This is a genomic window from Streptomyces lydicamycinicus (assembly GCF_000829715.2).
Classification (GTDB): domain Bacteria; phylum Actinomycetota; class Actinomycetes; order Streptomycetales; family Streptomycetaceae; genus Streptomyces; species Streptomyces lydicamycinicus.
This window is the reverse complement of the sequence record NZ_BBNO01000002.1, coordinates 416,776-431,139: the sequence shown is the minus strand read 5'-3', so window position 1 is coordinate 431,139 and position 14,364 is coordinate 416,776. Positions and strand designations below refer to the sequence as shown.

The 14,364-nt window shown below is 72.0% G+C and carries 11 protein-coding genes; 2 read left to right on the top strand and 9 right to left on the bottom strand.

Features of this window, described 5'->3' with window-relative positions:
- Positions 1-551: 551 nt before the first annotated feature.
- The 7 genes from pheA to TU31_RS07275 form a co-directional block, all read right to left on the bottom strand.
- Positions 552-1,478, bottom strand: coding sequence for a prephenate dehydratase (pheA, locus tag TU31_RS07305; RefSeq protein ID WP_042150838.1), 927 nt, complete (start codon positions 1,476-1,478; stop codon positions 552-554).
- A 258-nt stretch (positions 1,479-1,736) separates the two neighbouring features.
- Complete coding sequence (gene efeB, locus TU31_RS07300; protein WP_042150836.1) at positions 1,737-3,215, bottom strand: iron uptake transporter deferrochelatase/peroxidase subunit; 1,479 nt, start codon at positions 3,213-3,215, stop codon at positions 1,737-1,739.
- Positions 3,212-5,476: a copper resistance CopC/CopD family protein gene (locus TU31_RS07295; protein WP_042150834.1), complete on the bottom strand. Its 2,265-nt coding sequence runs from the start codon at positions 5,474-5,476 to the stop codon at positions 3,212-3,214. Before TU31_RS07295 ends, efeB begins: the two co-directional genes overlap by 4 nt.
- Positions 5,477-5,603: 127 nt before the next feature.
- Positions 5,604-6,047 (bottom strand): copper chaperone PCu(A)C, encoded by a 444-nt coding sequence (locus tag TU31_RS07290; protein WP_042150832.1) that lies wholly within the window; start codon positions 6,045-6,047, stop codon positions 5,604-5,606.
- Positions 6,044-6,688 (bottom strand): SCO family protein, encoded by a 645-nt coding sequence (locus TU31_RS07285; protein WP_042150830.1) that lies wholly within the window; start codon positions 6,686-6,688, stop codon positions 6,044-6,046. Before TU31_RS07285 ends, TU31_RS07290 begins: the two co-directional genes overlap by 4 nt.
- Positions 6,689-6,772: 84 nt before the next feature.
- A complete protein-coding gene (locus TU31_RS07280; RefSeq protein ID WP_181018558.1) occupies positions 6,773-7,561 on the bottom strand; it encodes a YcnI family copper-binding membrane protein in 789 nt (262 codons plus the stop codon).
- Positions 7,562-7,675: 114 nt separating this feature from the next.
- Positions 7,676-8,509, bottom strand: coding sequence for a hypothetical protein (locus TU31_RS07275; protein ID WP_042150828.1), 834 nt, complete (start codon positions 8,507-8,509; stop codon positions 7,676-7,678).
- A gap of 246 nt (positions 8,510-8,755) precedes the next feature.
- On the opposite strand from TU31_RS07275, the gene TU31_RS07270 reads away from it, so the two are divergent.
- Together TU31_RS07270 and TU31_RS07265 are read left to right on the top strand one after the other, a co-directional pair.
- Positions 8,756-9,253: an ATP-binding protein gene (locus tag TU31_RS07270; protein ID WP_042150826.1), complete on the top strand. Its 498-nt coding sequence runs from the start codon at positions 8,756-8,758 to the stop codon at positions 9,251-9,253.
- 443 nt (positions 9,254-9,696) lie between these two features.
- Positions 9,697-10,449: a TetR/AcrR family transcriptional regulator gene (locus TU31_RS07265; protein ID WP_042150824.1), complete on the top strand. Its 753-nt coding sequence runs from the start codon at positions 9,697-9,699 to the stop codon at positions 10,447-10,449.
- Positions 10,450-10,486: 37 nt separating this feature from the next.
- Here the strand turns inward: TU31_RS07265 and TU31_RS07260 are convergent, their stop codons facing one another.
- Positions 10,487-11,950 (bottom strand): aminopeptidase P family protein, encoded by a 1,464-nt coding sequence (locus TU31_RS07260; RefSeq protein ID WP_042150822.1) that lies wholly within the window; start codon positions 11,948-11,950, stop codon positions 10,487-10,489.
- A 235-nt stretch (positions 11,951-12,185) separates the two neighbouring features.
- On the bottom strand, positions 12,186-13,829 hold the full coding sequence (locus tag TU31_RS07255) for a PP2C family protein-serine/threonine phosphatase (RefSeq protein ID WP_063770778.1): 1,644 nt from the start codon (positions 13,827-13,829) through the stop codon (positions 12,186-12,188).
- Positions 13,830-14,364 lie beyond the last annotated feature (535 nt).

Here is a 14,364-nt window from a genome sequence, read left to right as displayed (position 1 = left end):
TGGTCGGCGCGACCTCTTCGCCAGGTCCGTTGCGACTCCTTCACGGCGTCCGTGACGGGGTTTTCGCGGCATCCGCGACGATGATCCACTGTGTGGACAGCGGGAGTTGAGTGGGCGCCGGGGCGGGGTGCGAACCCTGGGTTATCCCCCGTGAACCGCCGGTTGTCCACAGGGGGCAGGGCTTTCGGGATTCTTATCCACAGGCTGTGTGTGAGATCTGTGGAAGTCGGAGGTGATCATTCCGCTCCCGAAATGCTCGGCTATGGATTCCCTGTCCAAACACTGTTCACGCACTCTTTCGTGTGGGATTGCCTCGCCCTAAAGGATTGATCAGGTGAATTGTGCTGACGGTGCCCGGCGTGGGGTGCTGTGGAACGGTGTGGGGTCAGTAGGGCGATATGTCGACTGTGTCCGACTCTCATGTCGACTTACCCACAGGTCGAGAACCGGGCCTGTGGATAACTTTGTGGATAACCCGGAGGTCATCCAAAGCCGCAGGTCGTGCTCTTCCGCAGGGCCCGCCGGCCCGGCCGTGAAGCCAGGTCCGCGGCTCAGCTCCGTCCGTCCATGCAGCGCGCCAGCCAGTCCGACGCGTCGGTGAACGCCGCGTCGGTCATCTCCGGCCGTACGCTCGCCGTCACCTCGTCCGCCCGGGGATACGAGCCGAGGAACCGCACTTCCCGGCAGACCCGCTTGAGGCCCATCAGCACCTCGCTGACCCGCCGGTCGGTGATGTGCCCCTCGCAGTCCACGGAGAAGCAGTAGCGGCCGATGCCCTCACCGGTCGGCCGGGACTCGATGCGCATCATGTTCACCCCGCGCACCGCGTACTCCTGAAGCAGTTCGAGCAGGGCACCAGGGTGGTCGGCGCGCAGCCACAGCACGACCGAGGTCTTGTCCGCGCCGGTCGGCGCGGCGGGCCGGGCCGGGCGGCCCACCAGCACGAAGCGGGTGGCCGCGTTCTGTGCGTCATGGATGTCGGTGACCAGCGGCGTCAGGCCGTACGTGGCCGCCGCGAACTCGCCCGCGAACGCGCCGTCGTAGCGGCCCTCCTGCACCAGCCGTGCGCCATCGGCGTTCGAGGCCGCCGACTCCCATACGGCTTCCGGGAGTTGCGCCGCCAGCCACTTGCGCACCTGCGGCTGGGCGACCGGGTGCCCGGTCACCGTCTTCACGTCACTGAGCGCCGTACCGGGCCGCACGAGCAGCGCGAAGGCGATCGGCAGCAGCACCTCGCGGTAGATCATCAACTGCTCGCCGGAGGCCAGTTCGTCCAGGGTGGTGGTCACCCCGCCCTCGACGGAGTTCTCGATCGGCACCAGCGCCGCGGCGGCCTCACCGGCCCGCACCGCGTCCAGGGCGGCCGGTACCGAGACCATCGGCGTCAGCTCACGCGTCGCCGCCTCGGGCAGGGTGCGCAGCGCGGCCTCCGTGAACGTGCCCTCGGGGCCCAGATAGGTATAGCGGCTGGCCGACATGGATAAGGACTCCCTCGCGTAACTGCGGGGGCACCCCGCCGATCTTCTCCCTGTCCTGCCACGATACCCAGCCGCTCCGGCACCCGGCCGGTACACGGGAATACCGCCACCCCCCACCCCGTTGTGGCCCCCGAGGGGGCGCTCCCCTCCCCTACGGCATCCGTTCGACCCCTCCCTAAGGCCCGCCGCCCGCCGCCCCCAGGCCCCAGGGCGTCTCCCCCCCCCAGGTCCCAGGGCCGTCCCTCAGGCCCTAGGTGTCTACCCCTCCAGCAGCGGCTGCCCGACGTAGTCGCCCGGCTCCGCGGCCGGCGGCACCGCGAACAGTCCGCTCGCCTCGTGCCGTAGGAACGGCGACAGCGCGTCCCCGCGGTCCAGCTTCCGCTGGACCTGGGTGAAGGCGCGCAGCGGATCGGCCTGCCAGCAGATGAAGAGCAGCCCGGCGTCCGGGGCGCCGTCCTCCCGGAACCCGTCGTGGTAGGAGAACGGGCGGCGCAGCATCGCCGCGCCCTGGTTGGACTCCGGCGCCGCGATCCGCGCATGCGCGTTGGCCGGGATGACCGGCAGCCCGTCCGGGCGGTTCGCGTCCAGCCGCATCGGGGTGGTCTCGGAACCACCGGTCAGCGGCGCCCCGTTGTCCTTGCGGCGCCCGATGACCTTCTCCTGATCGTGCCGGGAACGCTTCTCCCAGTCGTCCAGCAGCATCCGGATCCGGCGTACGACGGCGTATGAGCCGCCGCGCATCCACGCCTGGTCGGCGTCCCGCCCCACGAAGATCCGCTCATCGAAGTCCCGGTCCGACGGCTTCGGGTTGTTGGTGCCGTCGATCTGGCCCATCAGATTGCGGGTGGTCATCGGCTGCGCGGTGGCGCCCGGAGTGCGGTTGAAGCCGTTCATCTGCCAGCGCAGCCGCGCCCGGCCGGCCGCGTCCTTCTGGAGCGCGCGCAGCGCGTGGAAGGCGACCAGCGCGTCATCGGCGCCGATCTGGATCCACAGATCGCCGTTGCTGCGCGCGGGGTCCAGGGCGTCGGCGGAGAAGTCGGGCAGCGGGTCGAGCGCGACGGGGCGCCGCTCCGTCAGGCCCGTACGGCCGAAGAAGCTGTGGCCGAAGCCGAAGGTGACGGTCAGCGAGGACGGGCCCGCGTCGAGGGCGACCCCCGTGTCGGCGTCCGGGGCCCGGCCGGCCATCAACTCCTCGGCCGTCCGCGACCAGCGGCGCAGCAGCGCGGCGGCGGCCTTGCGGTCGGTGCCCGGTACCAGGTCGAAGGCGACGAGATGGCCCTTGGCCTGCAACGGGGTGGTGATCCCCGCCTGATGTCCGCCGCCCGCCGCCCGGAACGGGACCCCGGTCGAACCGACGGTGGTCAGGGCCTCGGGAGTGTCGTCCCCTGCCGCCGCGACCCCGGCGGCGCCCGCGGCCCCGCCGACGACCAGCCCGGCCGCGCCCGCCGCGCCGACGGTGCCGAGCAGCCGGCGGCGGGAGAGCTCCTTGGCGGGCGACCCGTCCGTCTCCGGTGCCGGGGCGGCGGCCGGGGCGGGGACGCGCCCGCCGCCCGCCTCGGCGGACCCGGCGCCGGAGTCCGTGGCGGGGGTCTTCCGGCTGGTGGTCTTCCGGCCGGTGGCCTGCGCCGCGTCGGCCTGCTTTGCCGCCGCCTGCTGCGCCGCCGCCTCCTGCGACGTGGCCTGCTTCGCGGCGGGTCGCTTGCGGGCGGACTGCTTACGGGGGGTCTGCTTGCTCATGAGCCGATCTTCACGTTCTTGATCTCGGTCACCTGGTCGATGTCGGAGGTGCGGACGACCAGCGACAGCTGCCACTTCCCGGGCACCGGCAACTGGATCCCGCTCGCGCGCCACTGGCCCTTGCCGGTGTGCCGGGTGGTGACCGACAGCGGTCCGAGCTTCTTGGCCTTCTGCGTGAAGGAGACCTTCACCTCGGGGACGTCCCTGACCTTGCCCGAGGGGTCGGTGATCCGCAGCTGAAGCGTATTGGTGCGGCCGCTGCTGCCGGGGGCGAGGCGGACGCGCGCGGTGCCCTTGCCGTCCGGGCCACCGGTGTCGAACGGGATGGTCAGCGCCAGCGGCCGCCCGGCCTCGGCGGACTGCCCGCCCGAGGTGGCCTTGACCGTCGCTTCGGTACGGGCCGGCTCGGTGGCGGTCAGCGCCGTGGTGACCACGAGCACGACGACCGCGACCGCCGCTTCGGCGAGCACGGACCGGCGCAGTCCCAGCCGCTCGGGGTCGGCGTCACGCTGCCGCTTGGTCCGGGCGGTACGCACTGCGGCCTGCTGCCGGGCTAGTTGGGCGGCGCGGGTGGGGTCGGGGGCGGAGGCGTCATGGCCGGCCGAAGGGCCGTCGTCGGTAGCGGGGGTGGTGTCGCGGGGGGCGGGTGTGCCGTTGGAGGCGGGGGAGGAGCCGCTCTTCGGGACCGGGCCCGCGGTCGCAGCGGTGGCCACAGTGGCAGCGGTGGCCGCGGTGGCCGAGGCACCGACGGCCGCCTTCTCCGCTTCCCGCTCTTCCTGCCCTTCCCGGCCGGCGCTCTCCTCAGCGTCCTGCTCTGCTTCCCGCCCGGCGTCCTGCGCGGCTTCCTCCGCCGCCCGCAGTTCCGCCGCCGCTACCTGCCCCGCCGGTACCTCCGCCAGCAGCCCCGTCCACCGTCGCGACAGCCAGGCGATCCCGACGAGCACCACGACCAGCGCCACCTTGATCAGCAGCAGCCGCCCGTAGGCGGTGTCGGTCAGCGCGCTCCAGGTGCCGACCTGCCGCCAGGACTGGTAGAGGCCGGTCGCCACCAGCACCACTACGGAGCCGAACGCGATCCGTGAGAAGCGGCGGACCGCGGCCCGCTCGACGGTCGGGCCCCAATACAGGGACACCACCAGCGCCGCCAGCCCGCCGAGCCAGGCCGCGACCGCCAGCAGATGCAGCACATCGACCGGCATCGCCACGGCGGGCTGGAGCCCGGTCGAGGCGTGTTCGGCCATCGCCCAGGTCGCGGCGAGCCCGGTGGCGACGATCACGCCGCCGAAGCCGAGGCCGAAGGTGAGGTCCTTGCGCCGCCTGGCCTCCTCGGCCGTATCCGCCGTATCCGACGCATCGGCCGCACCGCGCTCGTCAGCCTCCCCCTGCTGACCGTGCTCCTCCCCCGGCTCCCCCGGCTCCTCCGGCTCGTCCGCCCCCGCCGGCTGATGCGCCCGCGCATACGCCCCGAAGAGCACCGCCACGAACAGCGCCGCGGCGGCGAGCAGCAACAGACGGGAGACCAGCGCCGCACCCGGCTTGGTGATCAGGACCTGCTGGAGGCCGCCGAGGTCGAAGACATCGGCGAGATCGCCGGAGCCCGTGTACGGGGTGCGCAGCAGCAGCATCACGACGGTGGTGCCGGTCAGCAGCGCCCAGCCGTACACCACCAGCCGCTGGACGGACCGTACGAGGGCCGCGGCGGGCCGGCAGGCCACCACGAAGGCGGCGCCGCCGGCCAGCAGCACGAACCCGGCGTAGGCCAGATAGCGGGCGATGCCGTAGAGCGCGCCCACCAGGCCGCCGCCGGCCTCCTGTTGGGTAACCGGGGCGGTGGTCTTGGAGGGCGCGCCGATGGAGAAGGTGAAGGCACCGGACACCGGGTGGCTGTCGGCGGAGACCGCCTGCCAGGCGACGGTGTAGGTACCGTCACGCAGCCCGGACGGCAGCCCCGCGCCGTATTTGACGACGCGGTTGCTGCTCAGATTCCGCAGCTTCTTGTCGTCCACCCGCTTGCCCCGAGGGTCCAGCACCCGGATCGAGTCGTCGCCCATGGCGACGCCCTCGGAGAAGGTGAGCGTCACCTGCTCGGGGGCGCGGTCCGCCACCGACCCCTGCGCGGGGGTGCTGCCGGTCAGCGCGGCATGCGCCGAGGCCGGTGCGGCACCGCCGAGCCCGCCGAGCAGCGTGCCGGCCAGCGCGAGCGCGACGACCAGCAGGCGCAGCACGGCGGACCGTCGTGGCCGAAGCCCGGTGGTGACCATAGTGATCGCTCCCCTTACTCCCGTCGTCGCGGCCGGCCGGTGCGGTGCTCCGGCCGCGGCTGGTTTCTTCGGACCTGTGTGTTCTCCGGCTACGGGACAGCCCTTAGTGGTTCGGTCGGTGGGTCGGTCAGTGCTTCGGCTGGTAGTCGGCGGCCTTGACCGGGACGGACACCCGGACCGGTTCGGCGTTGGCGAAGTGCAGCTGGATGGTGACGACGTCGTTCTTGGTCGGCTTGCTCTTCAGCCCCATGAACATCAGGTGGTTGCCGCCGCGGCCGAGCTGGAGCGTGCCGTTGGCCGGGACGGGCAGCGATTCGACCCGCTCCATCTTGGAGCCCACGGTTTTGTGGATCGAGATGTCCTTGGCCAGGTTGCTGGTGACCGAGGTGAGCTTGTCGGCGGTGTCCGTGTTGTTCTTGACGGTGAAGTACGCGCCGGCCATGTCCTGGTTGACCGGCTGCGGCATGTACGCGTCGACGACCTCGAGCTTCGGGGCGGCGTCCCCGCAGCCGGCCAGCGCGAGACCGGCCGTGAGGGTGAGGGCGGCGGCCAGGGTGATGCGGCGGTTCACGGGTTCTGCCCCTTGACGATCTTCGGAAGTGCCTTGGTGTAGTTGTCGGAGGTGGCGTCCTGCATGCCCATCCAGTGGATCTTGTCGTCCTTGGGGGAGGTCAGCAGCACCTGTGCGCCGTGGGTGGAGACGACATCGCCGTTCTTCTTCTTGACCGGCTTCTCGATGCCGATGTTCGCGCTGCGCGCACCGGCCTGGATGGTGTCGAACTTGCCGGTCAGCCCGACGAAGTCCTTGTTGATGCCGCCGAGCCACTTCTTCAGGGCGGCCGGGGTGTCCCGCTCCGGGTCGGAGGTGACGAAGACGACCCGCAGGTCCTTCTGTTCGGCCTTGGGCAGCTGCTTCACCGCGACCGCGATGTTGGCCATCGTCAGCGGGCAGACGTCCGGGCAGTTGGTGTAGCCGAAGTAGATCAGGGTCGGGTGGCCCTTGGTCTTCTCCAGCAGGTCGTACTTGGCGCCGTGGGTATCGGTCAGGACCAGGTCCGGCTTCGCCAGCGGGCTGTCGAGCGTGACGATCGACTTGGTGGCGGTGCCGCCGGACACCTCCGCGGCGGGCTTGCTCTCGTCCCCGCCGCAGGCGGTCAGGCTGAGTGCCGCGGCCGCCGTGAGGGCGGACGCGAGCAGGGTCGTTCTACGCATTGCAGATAAATCCCGTGAGTTGTGTCCCGGGTGTCCGGGAAGGGGCGTCGGGCCGGCGCGCGTCGGGCGCCGGCCCGTCCGTGCTCAGGCGCTGCGGCGCCGTCCGGCGAACACTCCGAAGCCGACGCCGATGATGCCGACGACGATGCCGATGGCACCCAGGACGCGGGCCGTGGTGTCGCCGGCGGCGGCGTCCTCGGTGGCCGCGGCGTTCTTGAGGTGGTCCTTGCCGCCGCTCTTGTCGTCCGCGCCGGCGGCGCCGTGGCCGTCCTCCTCGGCCGCCGTGAGCTTGAGGACCGGCGCCGGGTTCTCCGGCTCCGGGGCGCCCTCCTTCGTCGGCTCGATCCAGCGCACGACCTCCTTGTCGTCGTACGTCTGGAGAGCCTTGAAGACGACCTGGTCGGCGTCCTCGGGCAGCATGCCGACGGAGACCGGGAACTGCTGGAACTGACCGGGCTCGACGCCCTTGTCCTCCGCGGTCCAGGTGATCTTCGAGGGGGCCTCGTTGATCTTCTCGCCGTGCATCTCGATCGGCTTGGCCAGCTTGGACTTCTTGACGTCCACCTTCCAGCCGGGCACCGGCTGCGGCATGACCGACGCCAGCGGGTGCTCGGTCGGCAGCGTGACCTCCAGCTTCACCGTCGATGCGTCGTCCCGCTCATTGGGCACCTTGAAGTTGACGGTCGCATAGCCGCCCTTCGGGGCGGCGCCCGCGGGCTGCACGCTGACGTGGGCGAAGGCCGGGGCTGCGAGCAGCACCACACTGCCGACCGCGGCGGCGCCCACGAGCGGCAGCCGCCGGGCGAGCCGCCGCGTGCGCGACGCGTCCGACTGCTGCTGCGGCATCTGCGTCATCTTCGAGATCTTCGACATCGGAAAAACACTCCACAGGAAGGAGAAAGGTGCTGGTGACGGTGTAGGTGGCGCGCGTGCGGTGACGGCGCGCGAGCCCGTACCCCGTCCTGTGGGAGCGTGCTTCGCGCGAAGTCAGGCCGCGAGGGCCAGGGTGGGTGGCCCTCGCCTGACGACACTGTGGTGGAGGGCGAGGTCCTTCGGGCCGGGTTTGTCATCCCCGTACGAAACGGGGGTGCGCCGCGCCTCGTCGTGCGCCGCTCCGAGCCCCATGAGCAGGGCGCGGACCAGCACGAGCGCCCTGCGCACCGCACCGGCCAGGGTCCGGACGGTCAGCTCGTACGCCGCCGGGGCCGACAGCCGCACCAGCCGCCACAGCGCGGCCTCGCCCCGCCGCAGCAGCCAGCCGACGGCGAGCGCCGCCAGCAGGTGCCCGAGCAGCATGGGCAGCGACGGCAGCAGACCGTGCACCACCGGGTCGGCGGTGGCCGTGGCCCCGGCCGTCCCGTGCCCCGCCGGTGCGGCCACCCCGGCGGCGGAGGCCGTGTCGAAGCCACCCGAGCCGAGCACCCGGCGCGCCTGCGCACCGTCCATCCGGCCGGTGCCGAGCCCGCAGGTCAGGTGCCGGGCCAGGCTGATCGCGGCCCGGTCCGAGAGCCCGCCGACGCCCGGTCCGCTCCGCGCCACGGAGGGCGCCTGGCCCCAGGCGAACAGCGCATGCAGGGCGAGCTGCCCCACGGCGAGCCCGACGGCGATCCCCGGCAGGCTGCGTTCCCGCCCGGCCAGCGGTGCCGCGACCGCGAACACCGCGGCGGCGGCGACGCCCAGCGTCCACAGCGGGACGGTGGCGCACGAGGCGAGGATGTGCCCGCCCGCGGACAGCGCGACGCAGACCGCGGTGAAAACCGCGGCCCTCAACAGCCGGAGATCGGCGGCTGCGCGCGCTGGGGAGGCGGGCGGTGGAGTCATGGCCGCGCCATCATCCCACTGGTCCCACGGACCCCCGACGGCAGGTCGGTGTCAAGGGGCGCCCGGCGGGGCGTCCGAGGAGGCAGGCAGGGCGCGTGACGGCGCACGGGCAGCGCGGCACCTACACCGATGCGCTCACTCTTCGCATCCGCCGAATGAGCGGTATCACGTCCCGGACATGCTTACGGACCTTGCGGCGCGGCAATAGGTATCGATATGTCGAGCCGCGGCCAGGAGGCTGGAGCGATGAGCATCTGGTGGTCACTCCATTTGCGGCGCGAGGCTGCGAGCGTCCCGCTGGCCCGTCGCCTGTTGCTGGGCACGATGGAGACCGCGGGCGTGGACCCGGACATCTGTTACGACCTGTCGGTGGCCCTCTCCGAAGCCTGCGCGAACGCCGTCGAGCACGGCGGCGACACCGCCGAGGACTACCGCGTCACCGCTTTCATCGACGGCGACACCTGCCGCATCGAAGTCACCGACTCGGGCCCCGGCTTCCACCACCGCCCCGCACCCCCCGCGCCACCCCATACGGCCACGGACCGCCCCCTCCCCCCGGCGGCCCCCGTGCCCACCCCCGCGCAGGCTCCCGAGTTTGCCGAGGACGGCCGGGGGCTCTTTCTGATCGAGGCCCTCACCGACCACGTCCGCTACCGCAACCGCACGGGCCGCCCCGGCGCAGTGGTCAGCTTCGACAAGATCCTCAAGTGGCGGGAGGGCGCGGCCCTCCCGATGGCGTCGTGATCAGCAGTCACGGTTAACCGGGCTCCGACGGCCGCGCGGACCCCGAAGCCACCCTTCAGGGGCAGGCGGCGGGACACACAACACACGAGGCCCTGTCGCGATGAGAGAGGTGTTCAGATCCTCAACTCATCGGCACGGGCGCGAAACCGCCGGCCGCTTCGGTGCGTACCCCTGGCTTCCCCGGCCCGTCGGATCCCGTTCGTACTCCGCGCAGCTCACCAAGAACCGAAGTGTCAATTCAGGCGAACGTCGGCAGACGGATAGTTGGCCGGAAATCGCCTCTCGGGGAAGAGGGGCAGCGCGGTCTCGCGGTGGGAGGACCTCCCCCGCGGCGTCCCCTGTCCCTGCGAGACCAGCGCGCACCACGATTAACGCGAAGTTGCTCGCGTTAACTCGTCTTGGACAATACTTGGCGTGAACCCGCACTGCAATACGGAGCCACCGTGACGACAGCGCACCATGCCCCGGGCGAGACCCGGCCCGGCGGGCGTACGGCCCGTACCCGCCAGGCCGTACTGGCCGCCGTTTTCCAGGAGTTGGACGACGGCGGCTTCGCCGGGCTGACCATGGAGAAGGTCGCGCAGCGCGCCGGGATTCATGTGGCGACGCTCTATCGCCGCTGGCGCTGTATCGAGGGCCTGGTGTGCGAGCTGCTGACCGAGCTGAGCTCCGATGTGCCGCTGCCGGACACCGGCAGCCTGCCCGAGGATCTGCGGGCGCTGTCCCGCTCGGTGGCCGCCTTCTTCGGTGAGGCACGGATGCGCGCGCTGATCGAGGCAGTGGTCTCCGCCGCGGCGCGGGACCCGCAGGCGGCGGCGGTGCTGCGGTCCTTCTTCGGCGAACGGCTGACGCTGGCCGGCCAGATGGTGCGGCGGGCCGTCGACCGCGGCGAACTGCCCGCGGACACCGACCCGGAGGAAGTGATGTCGGCGCTCGGCGCGCCCTTCTACTACCGGATTCTGATCGCCCGCCGGCCCGTCGACCGGCGCCTCGCCGAGTCCGCCGCCACCGCCGTCTGGGCGGCGGCCCGCGCGGGCGCCTATGGGACGAGGGGCGGTGGCGATGCCGCTGACGACACGTCCCCCAGCGGTGGCGACGCCGCCGACGGCACGTCCCCCGGCGGTGGCGACGCCGCTGACGGCACGGCTCGCGGCGAGGGCGTCCCGCCCAACGACACGTCCCCCGGCGGCACTTGAAGCCACCGGGGGACGTACACGCACCTGCTCCGCGCTGCTACTTGCCGCCGAGCAGCCCGGCCATCCAGGCCTCGACCTCGTCCGAGCGCCGCGGCAGGCCGGCCGACAGGTTGCGGTTGCCGTCGGCCGTCACGAGGATGTCGTCCTCGATGCGGACACCGATGCCCCGGTACTCCTCCGGCACCGTCAGATCGTCCGCCTGGAAGTACAGTCCGGGCTCGACGGTCAGCACCATGCCGGGCTCCAGCGTGCCGTTGACATAGTGCTCGGTGCGGGCCGCGGCGCAGTCGTGGACGTCGAGGCCGAGCATGTGGCCGGTGCCGTGCAGGGTCCAGCGGCGCTGGAGCCCCAGGTCCAGTACCCGCTCGACCGGGCCGTCGACCAGGCCCCACTCGACCAGCTTCTCGGCGAGCACCCGCTGCGCCGCGTCGTGGAAGTCGCGGTAGGCCGCGCCCGGCTTGACCGCCGCGATGCCCGCCTCCTGGGCCTCGTACACCGCGTCGTAGATCTTGCGCTGGAGGTCGGTGTAGCGGCCGTTGATCGGCAGGGTGCGGGTGACGTCCGCGGTGTACAGGGTGTGGGTCTCCACACCGGCGTCCAGCAGGAGCAGTTCGCCGGAGCGGACCTCGCCGTTGTTGCGGACCCAGTGCAGGGTGGTGGCGTGCGGGCCGGCGGCGCAGATCGAGCCGTAGCCGATGTCGTTGCCCTCGACGCGGGCGCGCAGGAAGAACGTTCCTTCGATATAGCGCTCGCTGGTCGCCTCGGCCTTGTCGAGGACCTTCACGACGTCCTCGAAGCCGCGCACCGTCGAGTCGACGGCCTTCTGGAGCTCGCCGATCTCGAACTCGTCCTTCACCGCGCGCGCTTCGGAGAGGTGGACGCGCAGCTCCTCGTCCCGCTCGGCGGTGACCTTGTCGGTCAGCGCGGCCTCGATGCCGGCGTCATGGCCGCGCACCACACGCACCGGGCCGGTGGCCTCCTTGAGCGCGTCGGCCAGCTCGCGGACGTCCTTGCAGGGGATGCCGAGGAGCGCCTCGGCCTCCTGGAGGCTGTGGCGGCGGCCGACCCACAGCTCGCCCATGCCATTGAGCCAGAACTCGCCGTTCTCACGGTTGGAGCGGGGCAGCCGGTAGAGCGTCGCCTCGTGCGCGTCGCCCGTCGGCTCCAGGACCAGGACGCTGTCGTCGGTCTGGTCGCCGGTGAGGTAGACGTACTCCGTCGAGGCGCGGAACGGGTACTCGGTGTCGTTGGAGCGGGTCTTCAGATTGCCCGCCGGGATCACCAGCCGCTCACCGGGGAAGCGCGCGGAGAGCGCGGCCCGGCGCCGGGCGGCGTTCGGGGCCTGCTCGATCGGCTCCAGATCGCGCAGCTCGGTGTCGGCCCAGCCGCTCTTCATGTTCTCCGCGAGCTCGTCCGAGACGCCCGGGTAAAGGCCGTTCTTGCGCTGCTTGATCGGCTGCTCGTCCTCGTCCGGGGTCTCCGGAGTGAGCTCGTCGGTCACCGTGCCTCCTTTAAAGACTGAACCGCATTCCATCGTATGTGCGGATCGAAAACGGTCCAGGGGCAGGAAGGTGTGACCTCTCCGGTACTCCGGCCATAGGAGGCATGGCGCCCGGTGGGGGTGTGAACGGGCGCGCGGGCGGGATGTCCGCCCGCCGTATGGGGCGTGCTCAGGGCCGGCCCTGCAAACCAGGGCCGGGGGCCGCCGGACCGGCCCCGAGCCGCCGGACCGGGGACTACTCCTCGAAATACGCCGCGAGCAGCACGACGTCCTCCTCCGACAGCGGGTCGTCCAGACCCTGCGGCAGCATCGTGCGCACGATGTGGTCGACGACCGCCTCGGGATCGTGCCGGGCGGCCCTGGGGACGCCCGCGGCGGCCGCGTGCAGCCGGGTGAAGGCGCGGTCCATGGGCTCGCCGGTGCGGTGCAGCAGCCCGTCGCTGTAGAGCAGCAGGGTCTCGCCGCCGGCCGGTTCGATCTCCACGCTGGGCGCTTCCCAGCAGGCCAGCATGCCCAGCGGCGCGGACAGCGAGGTCTCCGCGTACTCGGTCCGCAGATCACCGAGGATCAGCGGCGGGCAGTGGCCGGCCCCGGCCAGCACGACCTTGCGGGCGAAGGGGTCGGTGATACCGCCCGGCATCGGGGGTGCGGGCGGCCCGCCCGGCGCGCCGGGCGGCGGCTCGGTGAAGGCGAACAGCGCGGTGGCGCTGCGGGCCGGCTCGGTCAGCCGCAGCAGCAGTTCGAGGTCGGAGAGGACCGCGACCGGATCCTCGCCCTCCATGACGGCGTAGGCGCGCAGGGACGCCCGCAGTCGTCCCATGGCCGCCACCGCGCTCGGCCCGGAGCCGGTCACCGAACCGATGGCCAGCCCCAGCGCGCCGTCGGGCAGCGGCAGCGCGTCGTACCAGTCCCCGCCCCCGCGCGGCCCGCTGCTGTGCCGCACCGCGAGGCGGATGCCGGGGACCCGCGGCAGCCGGTGCGGCAGCAGCTCCTCGCGCAGGATCCGGACGGCTTGCCGGGTGCGGTGCAGCTCAAGGAGGCGGGCGAGGTGTTCGGCGGCGTGCGCCCGGTAGAGGCCGATGAGGTGGCGCTGCCGTTCGGTGGGCTCGGCCGGTTCGTCGTAGAGCCAGACCGCGGCGCCGGTCCGGCCGATGGGTTCGGCGGTGAGCGGCACCGCGTAGCTGGCCGCGTACCCGAGCCGGGCCGCGACCTCGCGCAGGCGCGGGTCGAGGTCCTTCTCGCCGGGGATGTCGGGTTCGGAGATCTCGGTGCACGGTCCGGCCGCCGCCGCGCCGCGGGCGCCGGGAGGACGGCTCGCATCGCCCACCGCGCGCCGGGTGTCGTCGCCGGTGGCGCCCGGCTCCGGGAGGCCGTCCAGTATCCGCGCGTACGACAGGGCGCGGCGCGGGATGGTCTCGATGGTGCCGATCTCGGCGTGGCCGAGGCCGAGGCCGACCGTGGTCTCCGGGCCGAAACCGTCGGCCGGGGCGAGGACGACCAGCCCGCGCCGCGCGCCGACCAGGGAGGCGCCGGCGCGCAGCAGCTCGTGGAGGGCGTCCTCCACCGTGCGGGTGCGCGCGAGCTGTTCGGTGAGGTCGTGCAGGGTGCTGAGGTCGGAGATCCAGCCGGCCAGCCGGTCCTGCACGACAGCGAGTTGGTCGACGGCGGAGAGGTCGGGGGCATCGCCGGGGGCGGCGTCTGACGCGGCGTCGAGTACGGGGGCCTGAGGGGCGCCCGGAGGGGTGGGGGGCGAGCCGTCGGACGGGGTGTCGGCGGTGGGGGCCGCGGAGGCTTTCCCCACGCGCGGGTCGACAGTGTGCGTGGGGGCGGGAAGAGCTGGTTCGATTCCAGCCACTTTCGGTACGTGCGGGGCGGTCATGGCTGGCGTCTCTCGTTGCGCCAGGTAATGACCCAGGTCAGGCCGCTTTTTGGTAGGGAGTGCGGCGTTTTGTTGAGTGCTGTTGTGCGGTGCGGTTGGCCGCTCAATTTCCTCAATAGCATCGCAAACCCCCATGTCGTGCTGCTCCGCTATCAATGCTCCAGATGTACACGCATCAACGATGTGATGTCCAGCACTCTCCCCGTGGGGTTTGTGGTGTCAGCGAGGTCTGTAGATTGGCCTGAAAAAGGCCCCCCAAGCGTCAATTTGAGGTCGACTGACGGCGATCAGCAGCGCGTCTTCACCACAGTGGCGGGTACGTACTCGGAAAGGTGCGGGGCCAGTTGGGGCCGCACCGGAACTCTCCGGCGGACACCGGCGTCTAATACGGCGACGGCCGCGACGCACTCCCAAGAGGCGGGGACTGCACCACGGAGGCGCAATCGCCAGCGTGCGCCACCCCCCGCCATGTTCCACGCTCGGCGTACGGCGTGATGCGCTGCCTTGTACACGCGGTGACCAGTGATCCACGTGG